At 69.5% G+C, this 25753-nt stretch carries 27 protein-coding genes; 14 read left to right on the top strand and 13 right to left on the bottom strand.

What is annotated here, in order from left to right:
- Nucleotides 1–13: 13 nt before the first annotated feature.
- From H6900_01210 to H6900_01160, 11 genes are all read right to left on the bottom strand, one after another.
- Nucleotides 14–322 (bottom strand): nitrile hydratase accessory protein, encoded by a 309-nt coding sequence (locus H6900_01210; GenBank protein MCC0071884.1) that lies wholly within the window; start codon nt 320–322, stop codon nt 14–16.
- On the bottom strand, nt 306–962 hold the full coding sequence (gene nthB, locus H6900_01205; protein ID MCC0071883.1) for a nitrile hydratase subunit beta: 657 nt from the start codon (nt 960–962) through the stop codon (nt 306–308). Before nthB ends, H6900_01210 begins: the two co-directional genes overlap by 17 nt.
- On the bottom strand, nt 959–1567 hold the full coding sequence (gene nthA / locus H6900_01200; GenBank protein MCC0071882.1) for a nitrile hydratase subunit alpha: 609 nt from the start codon (nt 1565–1567) through the stop codon (nt 959–961). Before nthA ends, nthB begins: the two co-directional genes overlap by 4 nt.
- Before the next feature lie 59 nt (nt 1568–1626).
- Nucleotides 1627–2850 carry an MFS transporter gene (locus H6900_01195; GenBank protein MCC0071881.1) on the bottom strand — a complete coding sequence of 408 codons (1224 nt, stop codon included), beginning with the start codon at nt 2848–2850 and terminating at the stop codon, nt 1627–1629.
- 50 nt (nt 2851–2900) lie between these two features.
- Entirely contained in the window at nt 2901–3584 is a 684-nt protein-coding gene (locus H6900_01190; GenBank protein ID MCC0071880.1) for a haloacid dehalogenase type II, read from the bottom strand.
- Between the two features lie 128 nt (nt 3585–3712).
- A complete protein-coding gene (locus H6900_01185) occupies nt 3713–4486 on the bottom strand; it encodes an alpha/beta hydrolase (GenBank protein MCC0071879.1) in 774 nt (257 codons plus the stop codon).
- Nucleotides 4483–5535 carry a branched-chain amino acid ABC transporter permease gene (locus H6900_01180; GenBank protein MCC0071878.1) on the bottom strand — a complete coding sequence of 351 codons (1053 nt, stop codon included), beginning with the start codon at nt 5533–5535 and terminating at the stop codon, nt 4483–4485. The genes H6900_01185 and H6900_01180 overlap by 4 nt, the downstream gene beginning before the upstream one ends.
- A gap of 76 nt (nt 5536–5611) precedes the next feature.
- Entirely contained in the window at nt 5612–6646 is a 1035-nt protein-coding gene (locus H6900_01175; protein MCC0071877.1) for a branched-chain amino acid ABC transporter permease, read from the bottom strand.
- Nucleotides 6643–7365 carry an ABC transporter ATP-binding protein gene (locus tag H6900_01170; GenBank protein MCC0071876.1) on the bottom strand — a complete coding sequence of 241 codons (723 nt, stop codon included), beginning with the start codon at nt 7363–7365 and terminating at the stop codon, nt 6643–6645. The genes H6900_01175 and H6900_01170 overlap by 4 nt, the downstream gene beginning before the upstream one ends.
- A complete protein-coding gene (locus tag H6900_01165; GenBank protein MCC0071875.1) occupies nt 7358–8122 on the bottom strand; it encodes an ABC transporter ATP-binding protein in 765 nt (254 codons plus the stop codon). The genes H6900_01170 and H6900_01165 overlap by 8 nt, the downstream gene beginning before the upstream one ends.
- Nucleotides 8123–8206: 84 nt before the next feature.
- Nucleotides 8207–9385, bottom strand: coding sequence for a substrate-binding domain-containing protein (locus H6900_01160; protein ID MCC0071874.1), 1179 nt, complete (start codon nt 9383–9385; stop codon nt 8207–8209).
- A 184-nt stretch (nt 9386–9569) separates the two neighbouring features.
- Here H6900_01160 and H6900_01155 point away from each other — a divergent pair, with 184 nt between their 5' ends.
- The 12 genes from H6900_01155 to H6900_01100 all read left to right on the top strand — a co-directional run bounded on the left by H6900_01155 (nt 9570) and on the right by H6900_01100 (nt 21726).
- Complete coding sequence (locus H6900_01155; GenBank protein MCC0071873.1) at nt 9570–10268, top strand: fumarylacetoacetate hydrolase family protein; 699 nt, start codon at nt 9570–9572, stop codon at nt 10266–10268.
- Nucleotides 10269–10344: 76 nt separating this feature from the next.
- Nucleotides 10345–10986, top strand: a complete 642-nt coding sequence (gene maiA, locus H6900_01150; protein ID MCC0071872.1) for a maleylacetoacetate isomerase — start codon at nt 10345–10347, stop codon at nt 10984–10986.
- Nucleotides 10987–11187: 201 nt separating this feature from the next.
- Nucleotides 11188–12225 carry a TRAP transporter substrate-binding protein gene (locus tag H6900_01145; protein ID MCC0071871.1) on the top strand — a complete coding sequence of 346 codons (1038 nt, stop codon included), beginning with the start codon at nt 11188–11190 and terminating at the stop codon, nt 12223–12225.
- Between the two features lie 138 nt (nt 12226–12363).
- Entirely contained in the window at nt 12364–12957 is a 594-nt protein-coding gene (locus H6900_01140; GenBank protein ID MCC0071870.1) for a TRAP transporter small permease, read from the top strand.
- Complete coding sequence (locus tag H6900_01135) at nt 12954–14267, top strand: TRAP transporter large permease (protein ID MCC0071869.1); 1314 nt, start codon at nt 12954–12956, stop codon at nt 14265–14267. The genes H6900_01140 and H6900_01135 overlap by 4 nt, the downstream gene beginning before the upstream one ends.
- A gap of 113 nt (nt 14268–14380) precedes the next feature.
- Nucleotides 14381–15145: an SDR family NAD(P)-dependent oxidoreductase gene (locus tag H6900_01130; GenBank protein MCC0071868.1), complete on the top strand. Its 765-nt coding sequence runs from the start codon at nt 14381–14383 to the stop codon at nt 15143–15145.
- 4 nt (nt 15146–15149) lie between these two features.
- Nucleotides 15150–15623: a MarR family transcriptional regulator gene (locus H6900_01125; protein ID MCC0071867.1), complete on the top strand. Its 474-nt coding sequence runs from the start codon at nt 15150–15152 to the stop codon at nt 15621–15623.
- The gene (locus tag H6900_01120) at nt 15592–17382 is read left to right on the top strand and encodes a feruloyl-CoA synthase (GenBank protein ID MCC0071866.1); all 1791 of its coding nucleotides are present in this window, start codon (nt 15592–15594) and stop codon (nt 17380–17382) included. Before H6900_01125 ends, H6900_01120 begins: the two co-directional genes overlap by 32 nt.
- A gap of 88 nt (nt 17383–17470) precedes the next feature.
- Nucleotides 17471–18808, top strand: coding sequence for a TldD/PmbA family protein (locus H6900_01115; GenBank protein MCC0071865.1), 1338 nt, complete (start codon nt 17471–17473; stop codon nt 18806–18808).
- Entirely contained in the window at nt 18795–19631 is an 837-nt protein-coding gene (locus H6900_01110; protein ID MCC0071864.1) for a 3'(2'),5'-bisphosphate nucleotidase CysQ, read from the top strand. The genes H6900_01115 and H6900_01110 overlap by 14 nt, the downstream gene beginning before the upstream one ends.
- The gene (locus H6900_01105) at nt 19628–20749 is read left to right on the top strand and encodes a hypothetical protein (protein ID MCC0071863.1); all 1122 of its coding nucleotides are present in this window, start codon (nt 19628–19630) and stop codon (nt 20747–20749) included. The genes H6900_01110 and H6900_01105 overlap by 4 nt, the downstream gene beginning before the upstream one ends.
- A complete protein-coding gene (locus tag H6900_01100) occupies nt 20746–21726 on the top strand; it encodes a tetraacyldisaccharide 4'-kinase (GenBank protein ID MCC0071862.1) in 981 nt (326 codons plus the stop codon). Before H6900_01105 ends, H6900_01100 begins: the two co-directional genes overlap by 4 nt.
- Nucleotides 21727–21757: 31 nt before the next feature.
- Here the strand turns inward: H6900_01100 and H6900_01095 are convergent, their stop codons facing one another.
- Nucleotides 21758–23215, bottom strand: a complete 1458-nt coding sequence (locus H6900_01095) for a cobyric acid synthase (GenBank protein ID MCC0071861.1) — start codon at nt 23213–23215, stop codon at nt 21758–21760.
- Between the two features lie 118 nt (nt 23216–23333).
- On the opposite strand from H6900_01095, the gene H6900_01090 reads away from it, so the two are divergent.
- Both H6900_01090 and H6900_01085 read left to right on the top strand, forming a co-directional pair.
- Nucleotides 23334–24287 (top strand): UPF0104 family protein, encoded by a 954-nt coding sequence (locus H6900_01090; GenBank protein ID MCC0071860.1) that lies wholly within the window; start codon nt 23334–23336, stop codon nt 24285–24287.
- Nucleotides 24284–24607 (top strand): DUF202 domain-containing protein, encoded by a 324-nt coding sequence (locus H6900_01085; GenBank protein MCC0071859.1) that lies wholly within the window; start codon nt 24284–24286, stop codon nt 24605–24607. The genes H6900_01090 and H6900_01085 overlap by 4 nt, the downstream gene beginning before the upstream one ends.
- Here H6900_01085 and H6900_01080 read toward each other — a convergent pair.
- Complete coding sequence (locus H6900_01080) at nt 24604–25749, bottom strand: amidohydrolase (protein ID MCC0071858.1); 1146 nt, start codon at nt 25747–25749, stop codon at nt 24604–24606. The genes H6900_01085 and H6900_01080 overlap by 4 nt on opposite strands.
- Between the last annotated feature and the right edge of the window lie 4 nt (nt 25750–25753).

Genomic DNA, 25753 nt, shown 5'->3' with positions numbered 1-25753 from the left:
TTGTCCAGAAACGTCAGCCGGGCGCGTTCTCCAGCCGGATCGCCACGCCGTGCGGGGTGGCGTGGGCGGCGTCCTCCCATCGGTGGGCGAGGGCGGTGACCTCGTCCGGCGGGGCGATGCCGCGCTGGGCGAGCATCCCTTCGAGCGCCTGGACCCAGGCGTCCCAATAGGTGACCCCGGCGGCCAGCCGCGCGCCGAACGCCTGCGTCCAGTCGCTCCAGGTGAACAGGCCCCCGTCGCTGAGCGCCACGGTCAGGCCGAACACCTGCGCCTGCCAGGGGGCTTCGAACGGGCGATCGGGGGTGTCAGGCGTGCTCAAGATAGCCCTCCCACAGATCGGCGCTGATCGTCAGGCCGGGTTCGCCATCTGCGCCCCAGACCTCGTGCCCGTCGAACACGACGGTATAGAGTCGCTGCGGCTGTTCGCCCAGGCCGTGGGCGTTGGTATCGGGCAAGACAAAGCCGCCATGCACCGATTCGATCACCCCGCTGTGGCCGGCCAGATAGCGGGGCAGGCGCGTGTGGGTGCGGGGATGCGCGTTCTTCGCGCGCACCCGCTGCCCGGCGGCAAAGCGCGGCGCGCTGTCCAGCGGCCGGTCGCAGGGCGTGCCCCGGGCCAGCGCCGCGGGCACCGCCTGCGGCGACAGGCGGCGTGGGTCGGCGGGCTGTTCGGCGGCCTCTCCGGACGACAGTTCGCGGTCCGACACCATCCCGTGGCGCAACAGCAGCACCTCCAGCGCGCGGGTCCAGATCTCGTAATAGCTGGCCGAATAATAGACCGCCGGCGGCAAGCTTTCGCGCGCGTGGCGGCTTTCGTCCAGCGACCAGCGCCCCAGGGCGCCCGCGCACAGCGTGATGCCCAGCGCGCGTTCTTCCCAAGGGGCGTGAAACAGCGGTTCGTTGTCCTCGGGCGCGACGGGGCCAAAGCCCATCTGCCCGCCCAGGTCCTGGGGCCCGTTCATTGTGGTGCCTCGACGATTCCCGTGCCGACCATGCTTTCGCGCGTGACCAGCGCGGCCAGGCGGTCGGCCGGCCAACCCTCGGTTCCCGAGGGGCGCATCGGGACGACCAGATAGCGCAGTTCCGCCGTGGAATCCCAGACCCGCACCTGCTGATCCGCCGGCAAGGACAGCCCGAATTCCGCCAGCACCGCGCGCGGTTCGATCACCACGCGCGAGCGATAGGCGGGGGATTTGTACCACACCGGGGGCAGGCCCAGCAGCGTCCATGGATAGCACGAGCACAGCGTGCAGACGATGACGTTATGGGTCTGCGGGGTGTTGAAGACCGCCTGGACGTGTTCGCCCTGCCGCCCTGTGAACCCCATCGACGCAACCGCCGCCGTCGCGTCCTCGGCCAGCCAGCCGGCAAAGGCGGGATCGGTCCAGGCCCGCGCGACGACCGCGGCGCCGTTCTGCGGCCCGACCTTGTGCGCATAGGTGTCGATGATCGCGTCGATCGCGGCCGGATCGACCAGCCCCTTGCGGGTCAGGATCGTTTCCAGCGCCCGCACGCGGGCATCCATCGGGTCGAGGTGATTGTCATGGTGCGGGTGATCGTGCGGCATGGCGGGTCCTTTCGAGCCGCCATGCTAGGACATTCCCGCGCGCGTGCAAGCCCGCGCCGTCAGGCCGTCGCCGCCAATCCGCCCGTGCCGCGCCCGGGGCGGCTGCGCAGCAAGATCACCGCCATGACCGCGATGTTCATCAGATTCCAGCCGATCCCGTTGACAAAGGCCATCGCGTAGCTGCCGGTCACGTCATAGATCCAGCCCGACATCCAGCCGCCCAGCGCCATGCCCAGGATCGTCGCCATGATGACGAAGCCGGTGCGGGTGCCGGCCTCGCGCGGGGGCATCGTCTCGCGCACGATGATGGCATAGGCGGGGACGATCCCGCCCTGGCTCAGCCCGAAGATCAGGCTGACGACGTAAAGCGAGGTCATCCCGTCCGACGGCAGATACAGGATCAGCCCGATCATCTGCCCGACCGAGCCGATCAGCAGCGTGGGAATGCCCCCCAGCCGGTCGGTGATCAGCCCCGACACCAGCCGCGAGGCGACGCCACCCATCAGCATCACGCTCAGCATCTGCGAGCCGACCACGGGGCCATAGCCCAGGTCCACGCAAAAGGCGACCAGATGCACCTGCGGCATCGACATGGCGACGCAGCAGCCGATGCCGGCCAGGCCCAGCATCCACATCATCGTGGTCGGCGCAAAGGGCACCCGGCGCGGCGTCAGTCCGGTGGCCTGCGCCGCGGCGGTCAGGCTTTCCTCGGGCACCCGGCGGCGCAGCAGTTGTGCGGCGGGGATGACCACCACGGGGACCAGCGCCGCCAGCACCCAGCAGACGCCGCGCCAGCCCTGGGTCTGCAAGACCCCGGACAGCGCCACCGGCCAGATCGCCCCCGCCAGATAGTTGCCGCTGGCGGCGATGGCCACGGCGATTCCCCGGCGGCGGCGAAACCACAACGAGATGTCGGCCAGCAGCGGACCGAAGAACACCGCCGTGCCCAGCCCGATCAGCAGTTGCGCCAGCGACAGCAGCCAGATCGTCGGGCTGATCGCGGCCAGGCAATAGCCCAGCGCCGACAGCAGCGCGGCGCCGGTCAGGGCGCGGCTGACGCCCCAGCGGTCCACCGCCCGGCCCATCACCAGATTGCCCAGCGCGAACCCCGCCATGGTCAGCGTATAGGGGATCGACGCCTCGCCCCGGCCGCCGCCAAAGGTGGCCTGGATCGAGGGCATCAGCGCAATGACCGACCACATGCCGACGTTGCCGACGGTGGCGATACCCAGCGAGAGGGCGAGGCGGGTCCAGGAATAGCGGCTGTCGAGAATCGCGGTCATCGGTGCAGACTAGGGCGCCGCCCCAGGTGCCGCCAGTGCAATTTCGCAGGTTAAAGGCCGGCGACCAGATCGGGCAGCGCACCGAGGTCGCGCAGCACATGCGCGGGCCGCCCCGGCAGCCGGTCCATCGGGGCGCCGTCGCGGTTCACCCAGGCCGTGACAAAGCCATAGGCCGCCGCCGCCGCCGCGTCCCAGCCGTTCGACGAGACGAACAGCACCCGCCCGGGCGGCAGGTCCAGCGTCGCGGCCACCAGGTCGTAGACCGCGCGCGCGGGTTTGAACACACCCACGCTTTCGACCGACAGCAGAGCTTCGAACTGGCCGGACAATCCGGCCGAGCGCACCGCGCCCTCCAGCATCCCGGGCGAGCCATTGGACAGGATCGCCCGGCGCTGGCCCCTTGCGGCCAGGGCGGACAGCATGGCGGGCACCTCGGGAAAGGCCTCAAGCGCCCAGTAAAGCGCCAGCAACCGCGCGCGCAGCGCCGGATCGTCCAGCCCGGCGGCCTCAAGCGCCCAGTCCAGCCCGTCCTGCGTCACCTGCCAGAAATCGCAATGCGCCCCCTGGATCGCGCGCAGCCAGGAATATTCCAGCTGCTTGCGGCGCCAGTCGGCGGCGATCCGTGGCCAGCGCGCGGCCCAGCTTTCGGCGCCGGGTTCGGCCGCCGCGCGCCGCGCCGCCGCCCCCACGTCGAACAACGTGCCATAGGCATCGAACACACAGGCCTCGATCATCGCAGTCCTCCCTCGCGCTGGCGCATCATGGTTCAGCACAGGTTAACGCCCCTTCTTTGTGCCGGAAATATCCCGGGGGGTGAATTTGCGTAGCAAAGAGGGGGGCTGGCCCCCTTTCGCGCCCCCGCTCAGGTGTCGGCGATGAAGGCGGTGAGCAATGCGGCAACCGCGGCGGGGTCCTCAAGGTGCGGCGCGTGTCCGCATCCTTGCAGCACCCGCGCCTGCCCGTGCCGGGCGGCGGCGGCGATCCAGCCGGCGGTCGTCGGAGGATAGACGCGGCTTTGGGCGCCGTGGACCGCCAGCACCGGCACCGTCAGCTCGGGGATCGCGGCGCGCAGGTCCTCGCGCGTCAGCGAATCCCAGAAGGCGGCCATGGCCACGGGGTCCTGCGCGCGGATCCGCCGTTCGGCCTCGGCCGCCGACAGCGCGGCGCAGCCGTCGGGGTCGGCGAACATGCCCTGGGCGATGGCGCGCGCCGCGCCGGCCCAGTCGGCGCGAAAGCGTGCGCCGCCGCGCGCGGCCTTTTCGGCGCTCTGGCCGCGCATGGCGTGGTTCCAGCCCGGCGCGGGCAGCGGGCGGGGCGACATGTCCAGCGACATCATGCGGGCGACCCCGGTTCCGCCCTCGGCCAGGTAGCGCCAGCCGATCAGCGCGCCCAGCGACCAGCCCACCAGGGTGGCCCCGGCGATCCCTTCTTGTGCGATCAGGTCCGCCAGCAGCGCCACGCCGCCCGCGACCGAGGGCGCGGGACCGCGCGTGCCGCCATGCCCGGGCAGGTCGGGTGCCAGGCTGGCGGCGTCCAGGCGCTGCGCGACCGGTGCCCAGATCGCCCCGGTCATCGTCCAGCCGTGCAGGAAGATCACCGGTGGGCCCGCGCCCCAGCGGTGCAGGCGGATCGTCACCGGGTGCCCCGCAGGCGACCGACGATGCCCGTGGGGAAGAAATAGACCGACAGGATGAACAGCACCCCCAACCACAACAGCCAGCGGTCGGGGCTGAGAAGGTCGGGGATCAGCGGCAGCGACGCGGTGGCCTCGGACAGCCCACCCATCAGTTCCTTGAGGTAATTCTGCGCCAGCACGAAGATCGCCGTGCCCACGACCGCGCCATACATCGTGCCCATGCCGCCGATCACCACGATCAGCAGGATGTCCATCATCAGCTCCATCCCCAGCGTGGTCGAGGGGCCGACATAGCGCAGCCAGATCGCGAACAGCGACCCGGCCAGCGCCGCGATCATGGCCGACAGGCAGGTGGCGACGGCGCGGTAGACCACGACGCGGTAGCCGATGGCCTCGGCGCGAAAGGCGTTCTCGCGGATCGCCAGCAGGACCCGGCCAAAGGGCGAATTGACAATCCGCAGCATCCCCAGGAACAGCACCAGACAGCCTGCGAACACCAGGTAATAGTTCAGGATCTTGCCGGTGATGCGGGTGCCGAACACCTCGCCCAGGCGGAACGCCGGGGTCAATTCGCGCGGGATGCGCAGGTTCATGCCGTCCTCGCCGCCGGTATAGGCCGACAACTGGCTGACCAGCACCGCCACTGCCGAGGCGATCGCCAGCGTGATCATCGCAAAGAAGATCGCGCGCACCCGCAAGGACAGCAGCGCCACCAGCAGCGCCACCAGACCGGCGACGACCAGACCGGCCAGCGCGCCCAGCGCCAGGCTGGCATAGCCCGTGCCCAGCCGGTCGCTGGCGATGGCGACGCCATAGGCACCCATGCCGAAAAACATGGTATGCGCGAAGCTGACGATGCCACCATAGCCCAGCAACAGGTCATAGCTGGCGACCAGCACGATCACCACGCAGATGCGCGCGGCCGTTTCCAGACTGCGCGAGCCGGGAAAAAGGAAGGGCGCAAAGGCCAGTGCCAGCAGGATCAATGCCAGCAGCAGGGCCAGCAGGCGGCTACGGGGGGCATCGCCCGAAAGCAGTCGCATCATGATCGGGCTCCTTCGGGGCAGGGGTGGGGCGCGTCGTGGCGGGCGGGGCCGAGGGCGGGTCGGAAACGGGGCGCGCGGATCATTTCGCCTTGACCACCGGCACCATCCCCATCGGCCGCCACATCAGGATCGCCACCATCAGCGCGATGTTCGAGATCAGCGCCAGCTTGGGTTCCAGAAAAGCCGCGTAGTTCTGCACCAGCCCGACGGTCAGCGCGCCGATGAAGCAGCCCTCGACCGATCCCAGCCCGCCGATGATGACGACGATGAACACCAGGATCATGATCTCGTTGCCCATCGGCGCGGTGATGACCTCTTGATAAAGCGCCCACATGACGCCGCCCAGCCCGGCCAGCGCCGACCCGGCGACGAACACGCCGACGAAGACGCGGGTGATGTTGTAGCCCAGCGCCTGAACCATTTCGGGGTTATCGACACCGGCGCGCACGATCAGCCCCAGCTTGGTGCGCCTGAGCACCAGCCTCAGGGCCGTGAACACCGCCAGCCCGACCGCCACGGCCAGCACGCGGTATTTTTCCAGCGCGGCACCGGCAAAGGTAAAGGCGCCTTTCAGCGTTTCGGGGCGGGCGATGACGATCTCGTGGCCGCCCCAGATCACATAGATCAGCTGCTCGGCCACGATCAGCCCGCCCATCGTCACCAGGATCTGTTTCAGGGGGCTGCCATAGACCGGCCGCACGATCGCCCGCTCGAATGCCCAGCCGATGCCGCCGGTGACGATCATCGCCGCCAGCACCGCGCCGGCGACCGCCAGCAGGTTCAGCAGCAAGGACGGCGCCCCGGTCATCGTGCCCAGCGCCAGCAGTACCGAGGTGCCGATGAACGCCCCGAACGAGATGAACGCGCCGTGGCCGAAATTGATGACATCCATCAGCCCGAACACCAGCGTCATCCCCGAGGCGATGACGAAGATCATCATTCCCATCGCCAGCCCGGACACCGTCAGCGTCAACCACGACGAGGTCGCCGGGATCGCCAGGAACCCCAGCACGATTAGCACCGGCACCAGCAGCAGCGGCAACCAGGGTTTCAGCCGCTCGGCCAGGGGCAGGCGGGTGATCGTGGGGGCGTGCGAGGGGGCCGTGTTGCTCATGCGCTTTCCATCTTCAGGCCCATCAGGCGTTCTTGCAGGGTGGTGTCGCCGGCCAGGTCCGCCATGGCGCCGGTCCAGGTGATGCGTCCGTCATCCATGACCGCGACGTGATCGCCCAGCGCGCGCGCCAGGGAAAAGTTCTGTTCGACCATCAGGATCGAGGCACCGCGTTCCTTCAGGTCCTTGAGGGCCCGCGCCAGGGTCGCGACGATGGCCGGCGCCAGCCCCTTGGACGGTTCGTCGATCAGGTAGAGTTCGCGGTCCTCGACCACGGCGCGGGCGACGGCCAGCATCTGTTTCTGCCCGCCCGAGAGCGTGCCGGCGGGCGAATGCCAGAACGTCCTGAGCGCGGGAAAGGCGGCAAAGATCCACTCCAGACGCTCAGGGATCGGCTGGCCCGACAGCGCCGCCAGGCGGATGTTTTCCTCGACCGTCAGGTCGGAAAAGATGCCCATGTCCTCGGGAACGAAACCGATGCCGCGCCGGGCGATCTGCGCCGGGGTCAGGCCGTGGATATGCGCGCCGTCCAGCAGGATCTCGCCCGCGTGGGGTTGCCACAGGCCCATGATGGTGCGCAGGGTCGTCGTCTTTCCGGCGCCGTTGCGCCCCAGCAGCATCGTCACCGCGCCGCGCGGCACCACCAGATCGACGCCGTGCAGGATGTGATACTGGGCGATGTCGGTCTGCACGCCGCTGAGGGTCAGGATCGGGTCAGACATCGGTCAGTTCCTTGCCCAGATAGGCCACTTGCACCACGTCCGAGGCCATCACCTGCGCCGGGGCGCCGTCGGCGACCAGCGCGCCGTTGTGCAGCACGATGATGCGGTCGGCCAGGCTGCGGATCACGTCCATCTTGTGTTCGACCAGCAGCACGGTGGCGTCGGGGTCGGCCTTGATGCCGGCGATCAGGTCCAGGATGACGGGCGCTTCCTCGACCGACATGCCGGCGGTGGGCTCGTCGAACATGAAGACCCGGGGTTTCAGCGCGATCATCGCCGCGACCTCGAGCTTGCGCTGATCGCCGTGCGACAGCGCGGCGACGGTCTGCCCTGCCAGATGCGTCAGCCGCACCCGTTCCAGCACCTGTTCGGCCTGTTCGATCAGGTCGCGGTGGCCCTGCGCCATGGTCCACAGGTTGAACCCGCGCCGCGCGCGCGCCTGCACCACAAGGCGGACGTTTTCCAGCACGGTCAGGCGCGGGAACAGGTTGGTCAACTGGAACGCCCGGCCCAGCCCGGCCTCGGTGCGGGCCGAGACGGGCAGACGGGTGATGTCCTGTCCCATCAGCTCGACGCGGCCCGACGTGGCGCGGATCTGACCCGAGATCAGGTTGAAATAGGTGGTCTTGCCCGCGCCGTTGGGGCCGACGATGGCGGTCAGTTCGCCGGGCGTGAACGCGCAGGACACGGCATCGACGGCGATATGGCCGCCAAAGCGCACGGTCAGGTCATGCGTGACCAGCGAGGGTTGCGGCATGGGGCACCTCGGGCGGGAACGGGGAACGTCAGACGGGGGGGAGAGGGCGCCCCAGGCCGGGCGCCCCCAAGGTCCATGCAGGGATCAGCGGTTGTTGCGGACCGGCACGTCCATCATGTCGGGCGTGATTTCCCGCACCAGTTCCGGGATCGCCCATTCGACGTTCGGATCGACGCGGATGCGGAAGTGATACATCGACTGCATCGCCTGGTGATCCTCGGGGCGGAACCACATCTCGCCTTTGGGGGTCTGGAAGTGCATCCCTTCCATCGCCGCGATCAGGGCCTCGGTATCGGTCGATCCGCCGGTGGCGCGCAGCGCCTCGACCACGGCGATCCCCGCCGCCATGCCGCCCGCGGTGAAAAAGTCGGGCGGCGTGCCGAAGCGCGCCATGTGCTGTTCCACCAGCCAGTCGTTCACCGGGTTGTGGGGAATGTCGTAATAGTAATAGGTCGCCCCCTCCATCCCGGGGAAATCCTTGTAGGCGACCAGCGCGGGCAGGATGTTGCCGCCGGTGGCCAGATGGATGCCAAAGCGTTCGGGGTCCATCGCCTCGATCCGGCCCATCGGGTTGCCGCCACCGGCCCAGATCACGAACAGACGGCGGTCGCCTTCATGCTCTTGCAAGGCATTGAAGATGCGCTCGGCCGCGGCAGTGAAATCGGTGGTGTCGGTGGGCACATATTCCTCGTGCACCAGTTGCGCGGGGGTTCCGGCCAGGGCCTCGCGGAAGGCGGCGATGCCATCGCGGCCGAACGCATAATCCTGCGCCAGGGTGGCGACGACCGTGCCCTCGTTGCCCAGCGCGATCGCGTTCGAGATCGCGTCCTGGCTGGAGTTGCGCCCGGTGCGGAAGATGTAGCGGTTCCAGTCGCTGCCGGTGATCGAATCGGCGACCGCCGGTTCGACCAGCAGGATGCGTTCGTATTCCTCGGCCACAGGCAGCATGGCCAGCGCCACGCCTGAACTGGTCGGGCCCACGGCGATCGCCGCGTCGTCGTCGCCGAACGCTTGCGCCAGCAGCGCGCGGCCCAGATCGGGACGCAGCTGGCTGTCGTATTCGGTGACCACCAGGTCATGGCCATCGACCTGCATGGTGCCGTCGGTGGCGTATTCCAGCCCCAGCATCAGGCCGGTCTGGCTTTGCGCGGCATAGGCCTCGAGCGCGCCGGTCATGTCGTGGATATGGGCAATGCGGATCTCGTCGGCCATCGCGGGGGCGGTGGCCAGCGCGGCGAAAGCGGCGCTCAGAAGCAGTTTCATGATAACCTCCCAGTCGCAAACATGAACGATGAGTCATGTTTCATGAATGGATGCCCGCGAAGGGGGCTTGTGTCAAGCCCGCATTGCCTTTGGGGCTGACATCGGGCCCGGACTGCGCCATACCGGGACGACAGGACAGGGAGGGGCAGATGCAGCGGATTTCCACGGGCACCGGGCTGGTGCGATGAGCGGGTTCCTGTTTCCGGTCCCGCCGGTTCCGACCATCGCGCTGCGCGGCGAAAGCGCCGCTTATGCGGTGTCGCGGATTTTTTGCGTCGGTCGCAACTATGCCGCCCACGCCGCCGAAATGGGGGTCGAGGTCGATCGCGAGGCCCCTTTTTACTTTACCAAGTCGCCCGCGCATCTGGTGCCGTCCGGGGTGACGCTGCCCTATCCACCGGGCACCGACGACTATCACCACGAGATGGAACTGGCCTTTGCCCTGGGCGCGCCGTTGTTTCGCGCCTCGCGCCAGCAGGCGTCGGCGGCGATTCTCGCCTATGGCTGCGCGCTGGACATGACCCGGCGCGATTTGCAGGGGCAGGCCAAGAACCTGCGCCGGCCTTGGGACCTGGGCAAGGATTTCGAAGGCGCCGCAGTGCTGGCCGAGATGACCCGAGCGGCCGATTTCGGCCCCGTCGGCGCGCAGCGCATCCATCTGTCGGTCAACGGCCAGATCCGCCAGCAGTCCGATCTGTCGCTGATGATCCACGATTGCGTCGATGTTCTGGTGCACCTGTCGAAATTCTATCACCTGGGCCCCGGCGACGTGATTCTGACCGGCACGCCCGAAGGCGTCGGCGCGGTGCATCCTGGTGATGTGCTGGAGGGCGGTATCGACGGGCTGGCGCCGGTGCGTCTGACGATCGGCGCGGCGGACTGACGGCGCGTCGGCCGGATGGCCCGGGGCCCGCGGCGGGGCCCGGGCGGTGCGAACGCGGGTTGAAAACGGGGGTCTCATGCGCTTTCACGGCTATTTCCGCAGCTCCAGCAGTTATCGCTGCCGGATTGCCTTCAATCTGAAGGGGTTGGCCTATGACTTTGTGCCGGTGCATCTGGTCAGGGACGGCGGCCAGCAGAAAAGCGCGGCCTATCGCGCGCTGAACCCGCAGGCGCTGGTGCCCACGCTTGAAGTGGACGGGCAGGTGCTGACGCAATCGCCGGCGATCCTGGAATGGCTGGACGAGGCGCACCCGACCCCCGCGCTGCTGCCACAAGGCCTGTTCGAGCGCGCCGCGGTTCGCGCCTTTTGCGCCGTCATCGCCTGCGAGATCCATCCGCTGCAAAACCTGCGCACGTTGCAATACCTCGAGGCGAACTACGGCCAGGGGCTGGAAGGCAAGGAAGCCTGGTGCCAACGCTGGATCGGCGACGGGCTGGCCGCCTGCGAGGCGCTGCTGGCCCGGCGGCCGGCGACGCGCTTTGCCTTTGGCGACACCCCGGGCATGGCCGAGGTCTACCTGGTGCCGCAAATGTTTTCGGCGCAGCGGTTCAAGGTCGATACCTCGGGCCTGCCGCGCCTGCGCCAGATCGTCGCTGCCTGCGAGGGGCTCGAGGCCTTTGAGCGCGCCCATCCCGCGCGCCAGCCGGATGCCGAATGAGCGCCGCGCGATAAAAGTGACCGAGCGGTCGATAAATTTTGCTTGCAGGAATCGTTTTCACATGGAAGCTTGCGACTGCAACGAATACGGCGGACCACCGAGAGGTCCGGGCAGGCCGCGAAAATTGTCTTGGCATTATATTGCGGCCTATGCCACTGTTTGCAACATAATGCCAGCTGGCGTCTTTGGGAGGAGAAACAGATGACCAAGCGCAGAACTGTTCTGGGATTGATGGGGGCCGCGGCCGCGATGGCGGTGACGGCCGGAACCGCGCAGGCGCAGGAATATACCCTGCGGATGCACCAGTTCCTGCCCGCGCAGGCCAACGTGCCGCATCTCGTGCTGGACGTGTGGGCCGACAACGTCGAGCGTGACTCGGGCGGGCGTATCCGCGTCGAACGCTATGCCTCGATGGCGCTGGGCGGCACGCCGCCGGAACTGATGGACCAGGTGATGGACGGCGTGGCCGACATCGTCTGGACGGTGAACGGCTACACCCCCGGCCGCTTCCCGCAGACCGAGGTGTTCGAACTGCCGTTCTTCGTGGCGGATGCGCGCGCCGCCTCGTCGGCGCTGTGGCAGATGTACCAGGAACACATGCAGGAAGATTTCGCCGGCGTGCACATGCTGGGCATGTGGGTCCACGGCCCGGGCATTTTCCACACCAGCACGCCGGTGCGGCACCCCTCGGACCTGCAAGGCATGAAGATCCGCGGCGGTTCGCGCGGCGTGAACGACCTGCTGGGCCTGGTCGGCGCCGAGGCGATCGGCCTGCCGGTTCCGGCGATCCCCGAATCGCTGCAACGCGGTGTGATCGACGGCACCACGATCCCGTGGGAGGTGACCACCTCGCTGCACGTCGCCGAACTGGTGCACAACCACACCGAATTCGAAGGGCCGGGCCTGTATACCCTGACCTTCTCGTTCGCGATGAACCAGGACGCCTATGACAACCTGCCGGCCGACCTGCAGGAAGTCATCGACCGCAACTCGGGTCTGGAATTCTCGATCTTCGCGGGCGGCACGCAGGCCGACGCCGACGGCCCGGCGCGGCAGGTCGCGGTGGATGCGGGCAACAACATCATCACCATTCCCGAAGCCGACGCCCAGGAATGGCGCGATGTCGTGGCGCCGCTCTATGAAACCTGGACCGCCGACATGGCCGACCGGGGCATCGACGGCCAGGCGCTGATCGACGAAGCGCGCCAGCTCATGGCGGATTACGAAGCCGCGCACTGACGGCGACGGAACCCGGTTCAAGGCAGGGGCGCGGCCGGTGGCTGCGCCCCTTACACTCACGGTTCCGGCCGGCTGCGGCGCGGGGCCCAGGCATCGGCAAGACGGGCGGCTTACGCGCGCGGCAACGGAAACGGGACGATGTTCAAGACCATTCACGCATTTTTCTACCGGATCGCCTGGTGGATGGCGGTTGTCGGGGGGGCTCTGCTGACCCTTCTGGTGCTCATGCTGTGCCTGTCGATCCTGGGGCGCACGGCGTCGACGATCCTGCATTCGGACTGGATGCAGTCCAACATGGCGGGCCTTGCGAACTGGTTGATCGGCATCGGGGTCGGGCCCATCTTCGGCGATTATGAATTCCTGACGGCCGGGCTGGCGATCTCGATCTTCTGTTTCATCGGCTGGTGCCAGATCACCGGCGGGCACGCCACGGTGGACGTGTTCACCGCCGGTCTCAGCGACCGCAAGCGGCGCTGGTTGCAGATGGTGATCGAGATCATCTTTGCCCTGGCGCTGGTGCTGATCGCGGTGCAGCTCTACGAGGGCATGAGCACCTATATCCGCCGACGCTCGACCACCTTTCTGCTGCAATATCCGATGTGGTGGAACTATCTGCTGGCCCTGATTCCGGCGGTCATCACCGCCGCGATCGGCGTCTATATGGCGGCGGTCCGCACCGTCGAGGCCCTGACCGACCGCGCCCTGGTCGTGACCGAAGGAGCGGAGCATTGACCAACCTCGAAATCGGAATCGTCTCGTTCCCGGCGCTGCTGCTGCTGATCTTCCTCAGAATGCCGATCGGGCTGGCGATGTTCCTGACCGGCTATGTCGGCTACTGGGTCGTGACCGGCAGCCCCAACATGGCCATGGCGCGCCTGAAAAGCGCCGCCTATTCGACCTTTGCCAGCGAATCGCTGGCGGTGGTGCCGATGTTCCTGCTGATGGGCTATTTCGCCACCATCGGCGGCATGTCACGGTCGCTGTTCAAGGCCGCCGAGGCCTTTGTCGGCCACCGCAGGGGCGGGGTCGGCATCGCCGCCGTCGCCTCGTGCGCGGGGTTCGGGGCGATCTGCGGCTCGTCCCTGGCCACGGCGGCGACCATGGGCCGCGTCGCCCTGCCCGAGTTGAAGCAGTTCGGCTATGGCGGCGGGCTGTCCACCGCGCTTCTGGCGGCGGGTGGCACGCTGGGCATCCTGATCCCGCCCTCGGTCGTGCTGGTGATCTATGCGATCCTGGCCGAGCAGAACATCGCCAAGCTGTTCCTGGCGGCCTTTGCGCCGGGCGTGCTGGCGGCGATCGGCTACATGATCGTCATCTCGATCTATGTCCGTCTCTACCCGGACCGGGCCGGCACGGCCGAGCGCGTGCCGTGGGGCGAACGGATGCGCCTGCTGCTGGGTATCTGGCCGGTGCTGCTGGTGTTTCTGGCGGTGGTGGGCGGCATCTATGGCGGCATCTTCACCCCGACCGAAGGCTCGGCCGTCGGCGCGCTGGGCACCGGGCTGATCGCCCTGTTCAACCGCGGGCTCAACCGCAAGACCATGCTCGAAAGCTTCACCTCGACCGCGCGGTCCACGGCGATGATCTTCTTCATCGTCTTTGGCGCGGGGTTCTACAACAGCTTCCTGGCGCTGACGCAGGTGCCGCAGACCCTGTCCGCATGGGTGGTGAACCTGGGGCTGTCCCCGGTTGCGGTGCTGGTGGTGATCCTGGTGATCTATCTGCTGTTGGGCTGCGTCATGGACAGCCTGTCGATGATCCTGCTGACCGTGCCGATCTTCTTTCCGATGATGATGGCGCTGGATTTCGGCATGTCGTCCGAACACGTCGCGATCTGGTTCGGCATCCTGGTGCTGATCGTGGTCGAGACCGGGTTGATAACCCCGCCGGTGGGCATGAACCTGTTCATCATCAACGCCATGGACCGATCCACCCCGATGACCGAGACCTACAAGGCGGTGTCGTTCTTCGTGCTGTCCGACATGATCCGCGTGGGGATCCTGGTGGCCTTTCCGGCGATCACGCTGTTCCTGATACCCTGACGCCGGGCGCGGGTTGTGAAAGGGGGCCTCGGCCCCCTTTCTTCTTGCCCGACCGATGGGGCATAGTTATGACGGATAACCAATATTCGGCACGCGGTTGGAGGGGGAATTCCATGCAGATCGACGGACAGATTGCGCTGGTGACGGGTGGCGGCAGCGGGCTGGGTGCGGCCACGGCGCGGCTGCTGGCCGAACGCGGGGCCAGGGTTGCGGTGCTGGACTATGACGGCGCCCGCGCCGAGGCTGTCGCGGCCGAGATCGGCGGGCTGGCAGTGCAGGCCGATGTCGGCGACGAGGCCAGCGTCGCGGCGGCTTTCGAGCGGATCGTGGCCGGGCTGGGCGGGATGCCCCGGGTTGCGGTGAACTGCGCCGGTATCGGCGTGGCGGCGCGGATCGTCGGACGCGAGGGCAAGCTGTCCATCGACCTTTATGAGCGGGTGATCCGGGTCAACCTGATCGGCACCTTCATCGTCATGTCCTACGCCGCGCGCGGCATGCAGGCGATGGACCCGCTGCCCGGCGGCGAACGGGGGGTCATCATCAACACCGCCTCGGCGGCGTGGCAGGATGGTCAGGTGGGGCAAGCGGCCTATTCGGCCTCGAAGGGCGGCATCGCGTCGATGTGTCTGCCGGCTGCGCGGGAACTGGCGCGCTCGGGTGTGCGGGTGATGGCCATCGCGCCCGGTCTTTTCAACACGCCGATGATGGAAAGCCTGCCGCCCGAGACGACGCAGCAGATCGTCGCCAACATCCCCTTTCCCGACCGTCTGGGCCTGCCGTCGGAATACGGGCTGATGGTCGCGCAGATCGTCGAGAACCCCTATCTCAACGGCACCACGATCCGGCTGGATGGCGCGACCCGCCTGCCGCCGCGCTGAACCGATGAGCGCGCGGCCCGACCGCACCCTCAGGCAGTTCCTGGGCTACGGCATGAAGCGCGCCTTTGCCGCGATCCAGACGGATGTGAACGCGGCGCTGGCGCCTCATGGGCTCAGGATGATGACCTATTCGGTCCTGGTGGTGATCCGCGACACCCCGGGTGTGCGCCAGTCGCGCCTGTCGGACATCCTGCTGATCGAACGCCCCAATCTGGTGCTGATCCTCGACGAACTGGAGAGTGCGGACTGGATCACCCGCACCCGCGCCCAGGACGACCGCCGGGCCTATGACCTGCGGGTCACGCTGAAGGGGCGGCGCGTCTGCGACCGCGCCAGCGCGGCCGTGGCTGCGCATGACAGCCGCATGGCGGCCGGGCTGGGCCCCGAGGAACGCCTGGCCCTGCTGGACGCCTTGCACCGCATCGAATCGAACGGGAGGAGTTCGGATGACGACGCAGACCAAGTATCGCGCCCATGAGGCCCTGCGCACGGATCGCGCGGACGGCACGATTCTGCTGACCAGCGCGATCCCCCTGGGACCGATCGCGCACCGCTCGACCGACTGGTTGCACCAATGGGCCGATGCCGCGCCGGACCGCCTGTTCCTGGCCGAACGCGCGGGCCCGGGCTGGCGCGAGGTCACCTATGCGCAGGCGCTGCCCATGGTGCAGGCGATCGCCGCCGCGCTGGCGGATCGCGGCATGGGCGCGGGCGACCCGATCCTGATCGTCAGCGGCAACGGCGTGGACCACGCGCTGCTGACGCTGGCGGCGCAGTATATCGGCGTGCCGACGGTGCCGGTGGCCGAACAATACGCGCTGATTCCGGGCGCGCATCCGGTTCTGCAACGCATCGCCGGCATGATCCGGCCGCGCATGGTCTTTGCCGACGACGGGTCGCGTTATGGCGCGGCGCTGGCGCTGGCCGAATTCGACGGCGTGGAAAAGGTGGTGAGCACCGGCGCGGGGTCGGGCGCGACGCCCTTTGCCGACCTGCTGAAGGGGCGGGGCGACGTCTCGGGCCTGAACGCGGCGGTCGGGCCCGATACGGTGGCCAAATACCTGCTGACGTCGGGCTCGACCTCGCATCCCAAGGGCGTGCTGACCACCCAGCGGATGATGTGCACCAACCAGGCGCAATTGCGGGCGACCTTGCCCTTCGTGACCGAAAAGCCGCCCGTTCTGCTGGACTGGTTGCCCTGGAACCACGTCTTCGGCGGGTCGCACAACTTCAATCTGGTGCTGTCGAACGGCGGCACGCTGTATATCGACAACGGCAAGCCGACGCCCGCGCTGGCGGTGCACACGATCGAGAACCTGCGCCAGGTGTCGCCTACGATCGCCTTCAACGTGCCGGTGGGGTTTGCCGTGCTGCGGGACGCGCTGCGGGCCGATCCCGCGCTCAGGCGGCAGTATTTCGGCAATCTGGACATGCTGTTCTATGCCGGCGCTTCCTTGCCGCAGGACATCTGGGCCGATCTCGAGGACATGGCGCGCGACGTGCGCGGCGCCATGCCGCTGTTCAATTCGAGCTGGGGTCTGACCGAAACCGCCCCCGCCGCGCTGCTGCAACATGAATTCACGCATCAATCCGGCATCATCGGCGTCGCGTTGCCGGGGGTGACGATCAAGCTGGTGCCGGTCGATGACGCGAACCGGTTCGAGGTTCGGGTCAAGGGCGATACCGTCACCCCGGGCTATCTGAACGACCCCGAAAAGACCGCCGAGGCCTTTGACGACGAGGGGTATTTCATCACCGGCGACGCGATGCGTTTCGTCGATCCCGGCGACATGAACAAGGGTCTGACCTTTGACGGCCGCATCGCCGAGGAGTTCAAGCTGAACACCGGCACCTGGGTGCGCGCGGCCGGGCTCAGGCTCGAGGTGCTGGCCAGGCTCAAGGGGTTGGCGCAGGACGTCGTCATCACCGGCGCCGACCGGGCCGAAGTCGGCGTGCTGATCGTGCCGACCCCGGCGCTGGCCGAGGGGGCGCGCGACGACGACGGCGCGCTGGTGGTGGCGCAGGCGCAGCAGATCGCGGCGCGCCTGAAACCCGGGCCCAACGAGGGGTCGGCCCATGCGATCCGGCGCGCGCTGGTCCTGACCGCGCCGCCATCGATGGCCGATGGCGAGATTACCGCCAAGGGCAACCTCAACTTCCGCAAGATGCTGGCGCAGCGCGCGGGGCTGGTGGACCGGCTCTATGCCGGCGACGGCGCGGCGGTGATCGTGGTATGACGCGCCGCCGCCCCCGCGTCGCGTGGGTTCCCTTCGGCGCGGCAAGGCGCTAAGCCTCGGGGGTTCCCTTCGCAGCCAAGGCCCGACCATGACCGCAGACCTCGCCCACGCCCTGATCGATGCCGCCCTCAAGGCCGGGGCCGATGCCGCCGATGCCCTGGCAATCGAGGGCACGGCGCTTTCGATCGATGTTCGTCAGGGCCGGCTGGAGCACGCCGAACGCGCCGAGGGGCTGGACCTGGGCCTGCGGGTGCTGGTCGGCGGCCGGCAGGCCTGCGTCTCGTCCTCGGACGGGCGCGCGGCGACGCTGGCGGCGATGGCCGAACGGGCCGTGGCCATGGCGCGCGAGGCGCCCGAGGACCCCTTCGCGGGCCTTGCCGACCCCGGCCAGTTGTCGGCCCGCCGCGATGCCGGGGGGCTGGACCTGGCGGACTCCACGGCCGAACCCGACCCCGCGCAGTTGCAAGACGACGCCCGCCGCGCCGAGGAGGCCGCGCTGTCCGTCGCCGGGGTCAGCCAGATCGACCAGTCCAGCGCCAGCTATTCGCGCCGCACGATCCATCTGGTGGCGTCGAACGGGTTCGCGGGCGGCTATCAGCGGACCTCGCGCCATACCGCCTGTGTGGCGATTACCGGCTCGGGCACGGCGATGGAACGGGACTGGGCCAGCGAGGGGCGCATCTTTCAAGCCGACCTGCCCACCCCTGAGGAGATCGGCCGCCAGGCCGGCGAACGCGCCGCCGCCCGCAAGGGCAGCCGAAAGCCGCCGTCGGGTGGCTATCCGGTGCTCTATGACGAACGGGTTGCGGCGTCGCTTGTCGGGCATCTGACCGGGGCGATCAACGGCACCGCCATCGCCCGCGGCGCCAGCTGGCTGCGCGATGCGCTGGGCAAGCCCGTTCTGCCGCCGGGGTTCGACCTGATCGAGGACCCGCTGCGCGTCCGCATCGCCGGCACCCGGCCCTTCGATGCCGAGGGGCTGGCGACCACCCGCCGCGCCTGGGTTCAGGACGGTGTGCTGCAAGGCTGGGTGCTGGACCTGGCCACCGCGCGCAAGCTGCGGATGACCAGCACCGCGAACGCGGCGCGCGGCCCCTCGGCACCGCCCTCGCCCAGCCTGTCGAACCTGGCGCTGACCCAGGGCGCCGCCAGCCGCGCGGATCTGATCCGCGACATGGGGACCGGGTTGCTGATTACCGCGCTTATCGGTTCGACCATCAACCCGACCACCGGGGATTATTCGCGCGGGGCGTCGGGCTTTTGGGTCGAGAACGGCGAAATCGCCTATCCGGTCAACGAATGCACCGTGGCGGGCAATCTGCGCGACATGCTGATGCGGATGACCGCGGCCAATGACGCCCGCGCGCATCTCAGCACGCAGGTTCCCTCTTTGCTGGTCGAGGGGCTGACGATTGCCGGGGCCTGACACGGATCTGGCGCTGCTGCTCGACGCCGCGCGCGGCGCGGGCGAGATCGCCCAGCGCCATTTTCGTGCCGGGGGCAGGGTCTGGGACAAGGGCGGCGGCCAGGGCCCCGTGACCGAGGCCGACCTGGCCGTCAACGACTATCTGCAAAGCCGCCTTTGCGCCGCGCGCCCGGGCTATGGCTGGCTCAGCGAGGAAAGCGATCCGCTGGGCGATCTGGCGCGGTTGCAGGCCGATACGCTGTTCGTCGTCGATCCGATCGATGGCACCCGGGCCTTCATCGAGGGGCAGAACGGCTTTGCCCATGCGCTGGCCGTGGTCCGGGCCGGCCAGCCGGTGGCGGCGGTGGTGCATCTGCCGATGATGGGGCTGACCTATGCCGCGCGACAGGGCGGTGGCGCGCAATTGAACGGTGCGCCTATCACCGTGACCGGGCATCGGGACGCGGCGGGGGCGCGCGTGCTGGCCACGCGCCCGGCGATGGACCCGCAGCACTGGCCCGGCGGCGTGCCCGCGTTCGAGCGCCACTTCCGCCCCTCGCTGGCCTGGCGCCTGGCGCTGGTGGCCGAGGGGCGCTTCGACGCCATGCTGACGCTGCGCGACGCCTGGGACTGGGACATCGCCGGCGCCGCGCTGATCGTGGCCGAGGCCGGCGGGGTCGTGACCGACCGGGCTGGCGCGCCCTTGCGTTTCAACACCGCCCAGGCACGCAGCCCCGGGGTGGTCGCGGCTGGCCCCGCGTTGCAGGCCACGTTGCTCGAACGGCTGACGGCCCCCGGCCCCGCGCCGCTGCCGCCGCCCGATCTGCGGCGGGCACCGCGATGACGCGCGCGGCGCCCGCCCGCCCGCGCCCGGGCGTCTGGTTGCACGCCGGCGATCCGGCGTCGCTGCCGGGTCTGTCGGTGCTGGCCGCCCATCTGGCCGAGCAACCCGAGGCGCCCCGCACCCGGCTGACAGGCGGACCTCAGGCCCCGGGGCCCGGGGACGACCCGCGGGCCATCGAAGCCGCGATCGATGCGTTCGGGGCGCGGGTGCTGGTGCTGGCGGGCGGCGTGCTGCCGGTCCCGCTGATCGAACGGGCGCGGGCACGCGGGGTGGCGCTGGTGCTGGTGGACGCGGTGAACCCGGTGCCCTCGGCCGGGTGGCGCATCCTGCCCGGCTATGCGCGCGGGGTGCTTTCCCAGTTCCAGCAGATCCACGCGCGCGACACCGCGGCCGCGGCTGCGATCTCGCGCACGGTCAAGGGCGCGGTGCCGGTGTTGGTGACGGGCGCCTTGGCGCGCCATGCGCCGGTGCGCGGCTGCAATGCGCCGGAACTCGATGCGCTGCGCCAGGCGTTGGGTGCGCGGCCGGTCTGGTTCGCCCATGCCCTGCCCGAGTCCGAATCCGATGCGGTCTTTTTAGCCCATGCCCATGCATTGCGCCGCGCGCCGCGCCTGTTGCTGATCGTTCAGCCCGCCGATCCGGGGCTGGGCGCCGGCATGGCCGCGCGCGCGGCGGATGTGGGATTCGTGCGCGCGCGCCGGTCCCAGGACGAGGACATCGCCGAAACGTCGCAGGTCTATCTGGCCGATACCGAGGACGACCCCGGCCTGTTCCTGCGGCTGGCGCCGGTCACCTATCTGGGCGGGTCGCTGTCGCCCCAGGCCGCGACCCCGTCGCCGGTGAGCGCGGCGGCGCTGGGCTCGGCGCTGGTCTTCGGGCCGCAGGCCTCGGCCGGGGACCGGGTGTTCCTGGACGCGCTGCGCCGGCTGGGCGGCGGGCGCCAGATCGGCACGGCGGCGGACCTGGGCGAGGCGATCAGCACCCTGCTGTCCCCCGAAGCCGGGGCGGAAGCGGCGCTCAGGGCCTGGACCCTGGCGACCGAAGGCTCCGAGGCCACGCACACCGTGGCGCGGGCGATCTGCGACTGGCTGGACCTGAACGCCGGAGGCCCATCATGAGGCCGCCGGCCTATTGGTTCAACCCGCCGGGCCGCCCCGGCTGGCAGGCCCGGTTGCTGGCGCCGCTGGGCTGGCTCTATGCGCGCGCCACCGCCCGACGCCTGACGCGAGCGGGGTATCGTGCATCGGTGCCGGTGATCTGCGTCGGCAATCTCAACGCCGGCGGCGCGGGCAAGACGCCGACGGTGATCGCGCTGATGCAGGCGCTGGCGGCGCGCGGGGTCTCAGCGCATGTCGTGTCGCGCGGGTATGGCGGGACGGCGGCGGGGCCGCTCAGGGTGGACGAGCGCCGCCACACCGCCGCCGAGGTGGGCGACGAGCCGCTGCTGGTGGCTGCGTTCGGCCCGGTCTGGGTGGCCCGGGATCGCGCCGCGGGCGTGCGCGCGGCCGAGGCCGCCGGCGCCGCGGTCGTGTTGCTGGACGACGGGTTCCAGAACCCGGGCGTGGCCAAGTCGGCCTCGGTCGTGGTGGTTGACGCGGGCGTCGGCTTCGGCAACGCGCGCTGCATTCCCGCAGGCCCGCTGCGCGAGCCTGTGGCGGTGGGCCTGGCGCGCGCCCGCGCGGTGCTGGTGATCGGACCCGAAGATGCGCAAACCCGCTTCGCGGCGCAGTGGCGGGGGCGGCTGGACGTGCCGCTGTTCACCGGACAGCTGCGGGTGCTGGATACCGGAATGCCCTGGGGCCAGGTGCGCGCGCTGGGTTTTGCCGGGATCGGCCGTCCGGAAAAGTTCTTTGACACCCTGCGCGAGACCGGCGCCCGGGTGATCCGGACCCAGGCGCTGGACGACCACCAGCCGCTGACGCCGGCGCTGTTCGCGCGGCTTGAAGCCGAGGCGGTGCGCCACCACGCGCAACTGGTGACGACCGAAAAGGACGCAGTGCGTCTGCCGCCCGGGCAGCGGCGCAAGGTGCTGACGCTGCCGGTGCGGCTGGCGCTGGACGACGAGGGCGGGCTGCTGACGGCGCTGGGCCTGTAAGGGCACCGTAGGGTGCGTGCAAGCACGCACCTTACGCGCCGGCCCTCGCGATGCGCAGCAGGGCCTCGCAATCCGCGTGCGCTTCAAGGTGATCGGCCAGGGCTTCGAGCGTTTCCTCGACCCCCTGGGCATAGGCAAGGTCGCTGCCCCCTGCGCCGAGTCCGCGAAGGAACGCCTTGCGAAACCCGTCCGCGCTGAAGAGTCCGTGCAGATAGCTGCCCATCACGCGCCCGTCGGCGCGCATCGCTCCCTCGTCGGTGCCGTCCACAAGAAACAGCGGTCGCGCGCGGTCCGCCCCTTCGGTGCGGCCGATATGGATCTCGTAGCCCAGCGCGGCCTCGCCCGAGGCCGCGTGCACCGCCCGCGTCAGCGTCACGCGCTTTTCGGGCGTCATCACCGTATCCACCGCCAGCAGGCCCAGCCCCTGCACCGTTCCCGGCGCGCCCTCGATCCCGTCGGGGTCGCTGATCGTGCGGCCCAGCATCTGATAGCCGCCGCACAGCCCCATCACCCGCGCCCCACGCCGCAGCGCCGCCGCCAGATCCACGTCCCAGCCCTGTTCGCGGAACCGCGCCAAGTCGGCGATGGTCGATTTCGACCCCGGGATGAGGATCAGATCGGCCTCGACCGGCAAGGGCTGGCCCGGGGGGATGATCTCGACGCTGACACCGGGTTCGGCCATCAGCGGGTCCAGATCGTCGAAATTGGCGATCCTGTCCAGTTGCGGCACGGCGACACGGAACCCGCCCGCGCCGCTTTTGCGCCTGAGATCGGCAGCGTCCTCGGCCGGCAGGCGGTGGGCCAGGGGAAACCAGGGGATCACCCCCAGCCCGGTCCAGCCGGTGCGCGCCGCGATCAGCGCATAGCCGTCGTCAAAGAGCCGAGGATCGCCGCGAAACTTGTTGATGACAAACCCCTTGATGAGGGAAGCGTCGCCGGCGTCCAGCACCGCCTGGGTGCCGACCATCTGCGCGATCACCCCGCCGCGGTCGATGTCGCCCGCCAGAACCACCGGCACCCGCGCGGCCTGGGCAAAGCCCATGTTGGCGATGTCGCCGGCGCGCAGGTTGACCTCGGCCGGGCTGCCGGCGCCTTCGACCAGGATCAGATCGGCCTCGGCCTGCAACCGCCGGAAGCTGTCCAGCACCGCGCCCAGGAGCTGCGGCTTCAGCGCCGCATAGTCGCGCGCCCGGGCGGTGGTCATCCGCTTGCCCTGCACGATCACCTGGGCACCCGTCTCGCTTTCGGGCTTCAGCAGGATCGGGTTCATGTGCACCGACGGCGCGACGCCGCAGGCCATCGCCTGCATGGCCTGGGCGCGGCCGATCTCGGCCCCGTCGGGTGTCACGGCGGCGTTGTTCGACATGTTCTGCGGCTTGAACGGGCGCACCGTCAGGCCGCGCCGGGCAAAGACCCGGCAGAACCCGGCGACCAACATCGACTTGCCGACGTTCGAGCCCGCCCCCTGGATCATCACGCTTGCCGTCATCGAAGCCTCCGGTCGTCGCAGGGCCCAACCCCTAACCCAGCCGGATTGCCGAGGGAAGCGGTTGGCAGCGCGCCCGTGCGCGTCTAGTTTGGCACCGAGTCCGACCGAGAGACCCCGAATGCCCCGCCGCTGGACCGAAACACTGGAAGCCCTGGCGGAAAGCACCGTGATCCGGGGCGCCCTGGGGCTGGCGCTGGCGGCGCTGGGGCTCAGCGTGCTGCGCCACCTCGCGGCCGAGGTCCGCCCCGAGGACATCGCCCGCGACCTGGCCGCCACGCCGCTGCGCGACATCCTGCTGGCGCTGGCGGCGACGGCGATCAGCTTTCTGGCGCTGGGTGGCTACGACGTGGTGACCGCACCGCCCGGGCTGTTGCCGCGCCGGCTGGCGATGCTGGGGGGCGCGGCCGGCTACGCGGTGTCGAACCTGTTCGGCGTCAGCTGGTTGACGGGCGGCCTGCTGCGGCACCGGATCTATGCGCCCAGGGGCATCGACGCGGTGCGCGTGGCCTCGATGATCGGCGCGGTGTGGTTCGGGTTCTGGCTGGCGATCCTGACGCTGATCGGCCTGATCCTGCTCAGCGCCTTTGACATGCCGCGCGGGGTGTTCGGATTGCAGGGGCTGCCTGCCCGGGCGCTGGGCGCGGTCCTGCTGGCGATCGTCGCGGCCGGGGTGGCGCTGAGCGGACCCGATGGCCGCAAGGTGCCGCTGGGTCACTGGTCCATCACCTTGCCGGGGCGGGGCCAGGTGCTGCGGGTGATGGCGCTGGCGCTGGCCGATGTGCTGGGCGCCGCGGTCGCGCTATACGGGTTGCTGCCGGCCGAGGTGACCACGAGCTTCGCGGTGTTCTTCGTGGTCTTTGTCGCGGCACTTGGGCTGGGCGTCGCCAGCCACGCGCCCGGCGGGCTGGGGGTGTTCGAGGCGACGCTGGTGGCCGGCCTGGGCGCCGCGGGGCGGTCCGACGTGTTGGCGGCCCTGCTGGTCTATCGGCTGATTTACTACCTGCTGCCCTTCGTGGTTCTGTTCATTCCGGCGCTGATGGCGATGCGCCGCCAATCCGGGAGGGGCCGATGATCCGCAACTTCAAGGACCACGCGAACAACGAACGCACCTTTCTGGCCTGGGTGCGCACGGCGACGACGATCGTCGGGTTCGGCCTGGCGGCGGGGCGCATCGGGGGCGCGGTGCCGCCGCTGTGGACAGAGCTTGCGCTGTTTGCCTCGGGGTTTCTGCTGGTGGTGGTGGCGTTCGGGCGGATGGTCTGGCTGCGCCGCCGGATCGAGCGCAGCGAAACGCTGGATGACGGGGGGCTTGCGGCCGACATCTTTCTGTTCGTCCTGGTCGCGGTGCTGATGGGGGTGCTGGCCCTGTTCGGCTGGCACCTGGCCACCTAGCCCAGCAACTCGCGCACGGCGTGGTGAAAGATCGCCACGCCCTGGGCGATCAGCGCGTCGGGAAAATCGTAGGTCTGGGTGTGCAACTGCGGATGGTCCGCCCCCGCGCCCAGCAGCACCATCGCCGATTTCGCCCCGGCGCCGCCGAAACGGCCGAAGTCCTCGGACCCGCGCATCGGCAGATCGCCCGGATCGTGGCCGATGCCGGCGCTGTCCAGCGCGCGCGCCAGAACGGCGGTGGCCTCAGGGTGGTTCGCGCAGGCGTGGAAATGATCGTGCACCGCAAAGGCGACATCGAGACCCGCCGCCTGCGCCTGGGCGCGGGCCAGGTCCTGCGCCTGGGTCAGCAGGTCGGTCAGATCGGTGTCCGACAGACCCCTGAGGGTGACCCACAACTCGGCCTCGCCGGGGGCGATGCCAAAGGCGGGCTCGCCCATTCTGAGATGCGTGATCGTTGCCAGCCGGAAGCCCGGCCCCATCGCGCCGCCCGGTCCCATCGCCCTGAGCCCGTCGATCAGTGCCGGCAGCGCGGGGGTCGGCGCGTGGCCCGTTTCCGGCATCGAGGCGTGGGCCGTGCCGCCCGTCAGCGTGATCCGCAGGCCCAGCGAGGCGCAGTTCACCGGCCCCGGCGCCAGCCAGGCCTGCCCCAGGGGGATGCCCGGGAAATTGTGCAGCGACAGCGCCCAGTCGGGCATCAGCGGGGCAAAGGCCGGGTCTGCCAGCACTGCGGCGGCGCCCGAGCCGTCCTCCTCCGCCGGCTGGAACATCAGCACCACCCGCCCCCGCGCCGGCCGCCGGCGCGCCAGCAGCCGCGCCAGCCCCAGCAGGATCGTCGAATGCCCGTCATGGCCGCACAAATGGCCGACACCTGGGATTTCGCTGGCGTGTTCGACGCGGCCCAGTTCCACGATCGGCAACGCGTCCAGTTCGCTGCGCACCATCACCGTGGGGCCGGGCTGGCCGCTGTCATAGACCGCCGCGACCCCGTGTCCGCCCAGTCCCGTCACCACGCGGTCGGGGCTGGGCAGGGCGGCGGCGACGCTGCGCGCGGTCTGCCTCTCGTGCCCCGAGACCTCGGGCCGGCGGTGCAGGGCGTGGCGAAAGTCGGTCAGTTCGACGATATCGGCGTTGGTCAGGGACATGCGA

It is taken from the genome of Rhodobacter sp. (genome assembly GCA_020637515.1).
Classification (GTDB): Bacteria; Pseudomonadota; Alphaproteobacteria; order Rhodobacterales; family Rhodobacteraceae; genus Pararhodobacter.
The sequence above is the reverse complement of the archived record's forward strand: the minus strand, read 5'-3'. Positions and strand labels throughout refer to the sequence as shown.

What these genes read in the sequence shown, in the direction of transcription:
- H6900_01190 (MCC0071880.1), bottom strand. Translation starts at nt 3,584, where the DNA reads ATGATCGAGGCCTGTGTGTTCGATGCCTATGGCACGTTGTTCGACGTG.
- nthA (MCC0071882.1), bottom strand. Translation starts at nt 1,567, where the DNA reads ATGCCGCACGATCACCCGCACCATGACAATCACCTCGACCCGATGGAT.
- H6900_01080 (MCC0071858.1), bottom strand. Translation starts at nt 25,749, where the DNA reads ATGTCCCTGACCAACGCCGATATCGTCGAACTGACCGACTTTCGCCAC.
- H6900_01170 (MCC0071876.1), bottom strand. Translation starts at nt 7,365, where the DNA reads ATGTCTGACCCGATCCTGACCCTCAGCGGCGTGCAGACCGACATCGCC.
- H6900_01125 (MCC0071867.1), top strand. Translation starts at nt 15,150, where the DNA reads ATGAGCGCGCGGCCCGACCGCACCCTCAGGCAGTTCCTGGGCTACGGC.
- H6900_01160 (MCC0071874.1), bottom strand. Translation starts at nt 9,385, where the DNA reads ATGAAACTGCTTCTGAGCGCCGCTTTCGCCGCGCTGGCCACCGCCCCC.
- H6900_01140 (MCC0071870.1), top strand. Translation starts at nt 12,364, where the DNA reads ATGTTCAAGACCATTCACGCATTTTTCTACCGGATCGCCTGGTGGATG.
- nthB (MCC0071883.1), bottom strand. Translation starts at nt 962, where the DNA reads ATGAACGGGCCCCAGGACCTGGGCGGGCAGATGGGCTTTGGCCCCGTC.
- H6900_01165 (MCC0071875.1), bottom strand. Translation starts at nt 8,122, where the DNA reads ATGCCGCAACCCTCGCTGGTCACGCATGACCTGACCGTGCGCTTTGGC.
- H6900_01085 (MCC0071859.1), top strand. Translation starts at nt 24,284, where the DNA reads ATGATCCGCAACTTCAAGGACCACGCGAACAACGAACGCACCTTTCTG.
- H6900_01145 (MCC0071871.1), top strand. Translation starts at nt 11,188, where the DNA reads ATGACCAAGCGCAGAACTGTTCTGGGATTGATGGGGGCCGCGGCCGCG.
- H6900_01095 (MCC0071861.1), bottom strand. Translation starts at nt 23,215, where the DNA reads ATGACGGCAAGCGTGATGATCCAGGGGGCGGGCTCGAACGTCGGCAAG.
- H6900_01100 (MCC0071862.1), top strand. Translation starts at nt 20,746, where the DNA reads ATGAGGCCGCCGGCCTATTGGTTCAACCCGCCGGGCCGCCCCGGCTGG.
- H6900_01175 (MCC0071877.1), bottom strand. Translation starts at nt 6,646, where the DNA reads ATGAGCAACACGGCCCCCTCGCACGCCCCCACGATCACCCGCCTGCCC.
- H6900_01115 (MCC0071865.1), top strand. Translation starts at nt 17,471, where the DNA reads ATGACCGCAGACCTCGCCCACGCCCTGATCGATGCCGCCCTCAAGGCC.
- maiA (MCC0071872.1), top strand. Translation starts at nt 10,345, where the DNA reads ATGCGCTTTCACGGCTATTTCCGCAGCTCCAGCAGTTATCGCTGCCGG.
- H6900_01130 (MCC0071868.1), top strand. Translation starts at nt 14,381, where the DNA reads ATGCAGATCGACGGACAGATTGCGCTGGTGACGGGTGGCGGCAGCGGG.
- H6900_01195 (MCC0071881.1), bottom strand. Translation starts at nt 2,850, where the DNA reads ATGACCGCGATTCTCGACAGCCGCTATTCCTGGACCCGCCTCGCCCTC.
- H6900_01090 (MCC0071860.1), top strand. Translation starts at nt 23,334, where the DNA reads ATGCCCCGCCGCTGGACCGAAACACTGGAAGCCCTGGCGGAAAGCACC.
- H6900_01155 (MCC0071873.1), top strand. Translation starts at nt 9,570, where the DNA reads ATGAGCGGGTTCCTGTTTCCGGTCCCGCCGGTTCCGACCATCGCGCTG.
- H6900_01105 (MCC0071863.1), top strand. Translation starts at nt 19,628, where the DNA reads ATGACGCGCGCGGCGCCCGCCCGCCCGCGCCCGGGCGTCTGGTTGCAC.
- H6900_01120 (MCC0071866.1), top strand. Translation starts at nt 15,592, where the DNA reads ATGACGACGCAGACCAAGTATCGCGCCCATGAGGCCCTGCGCACGGAT.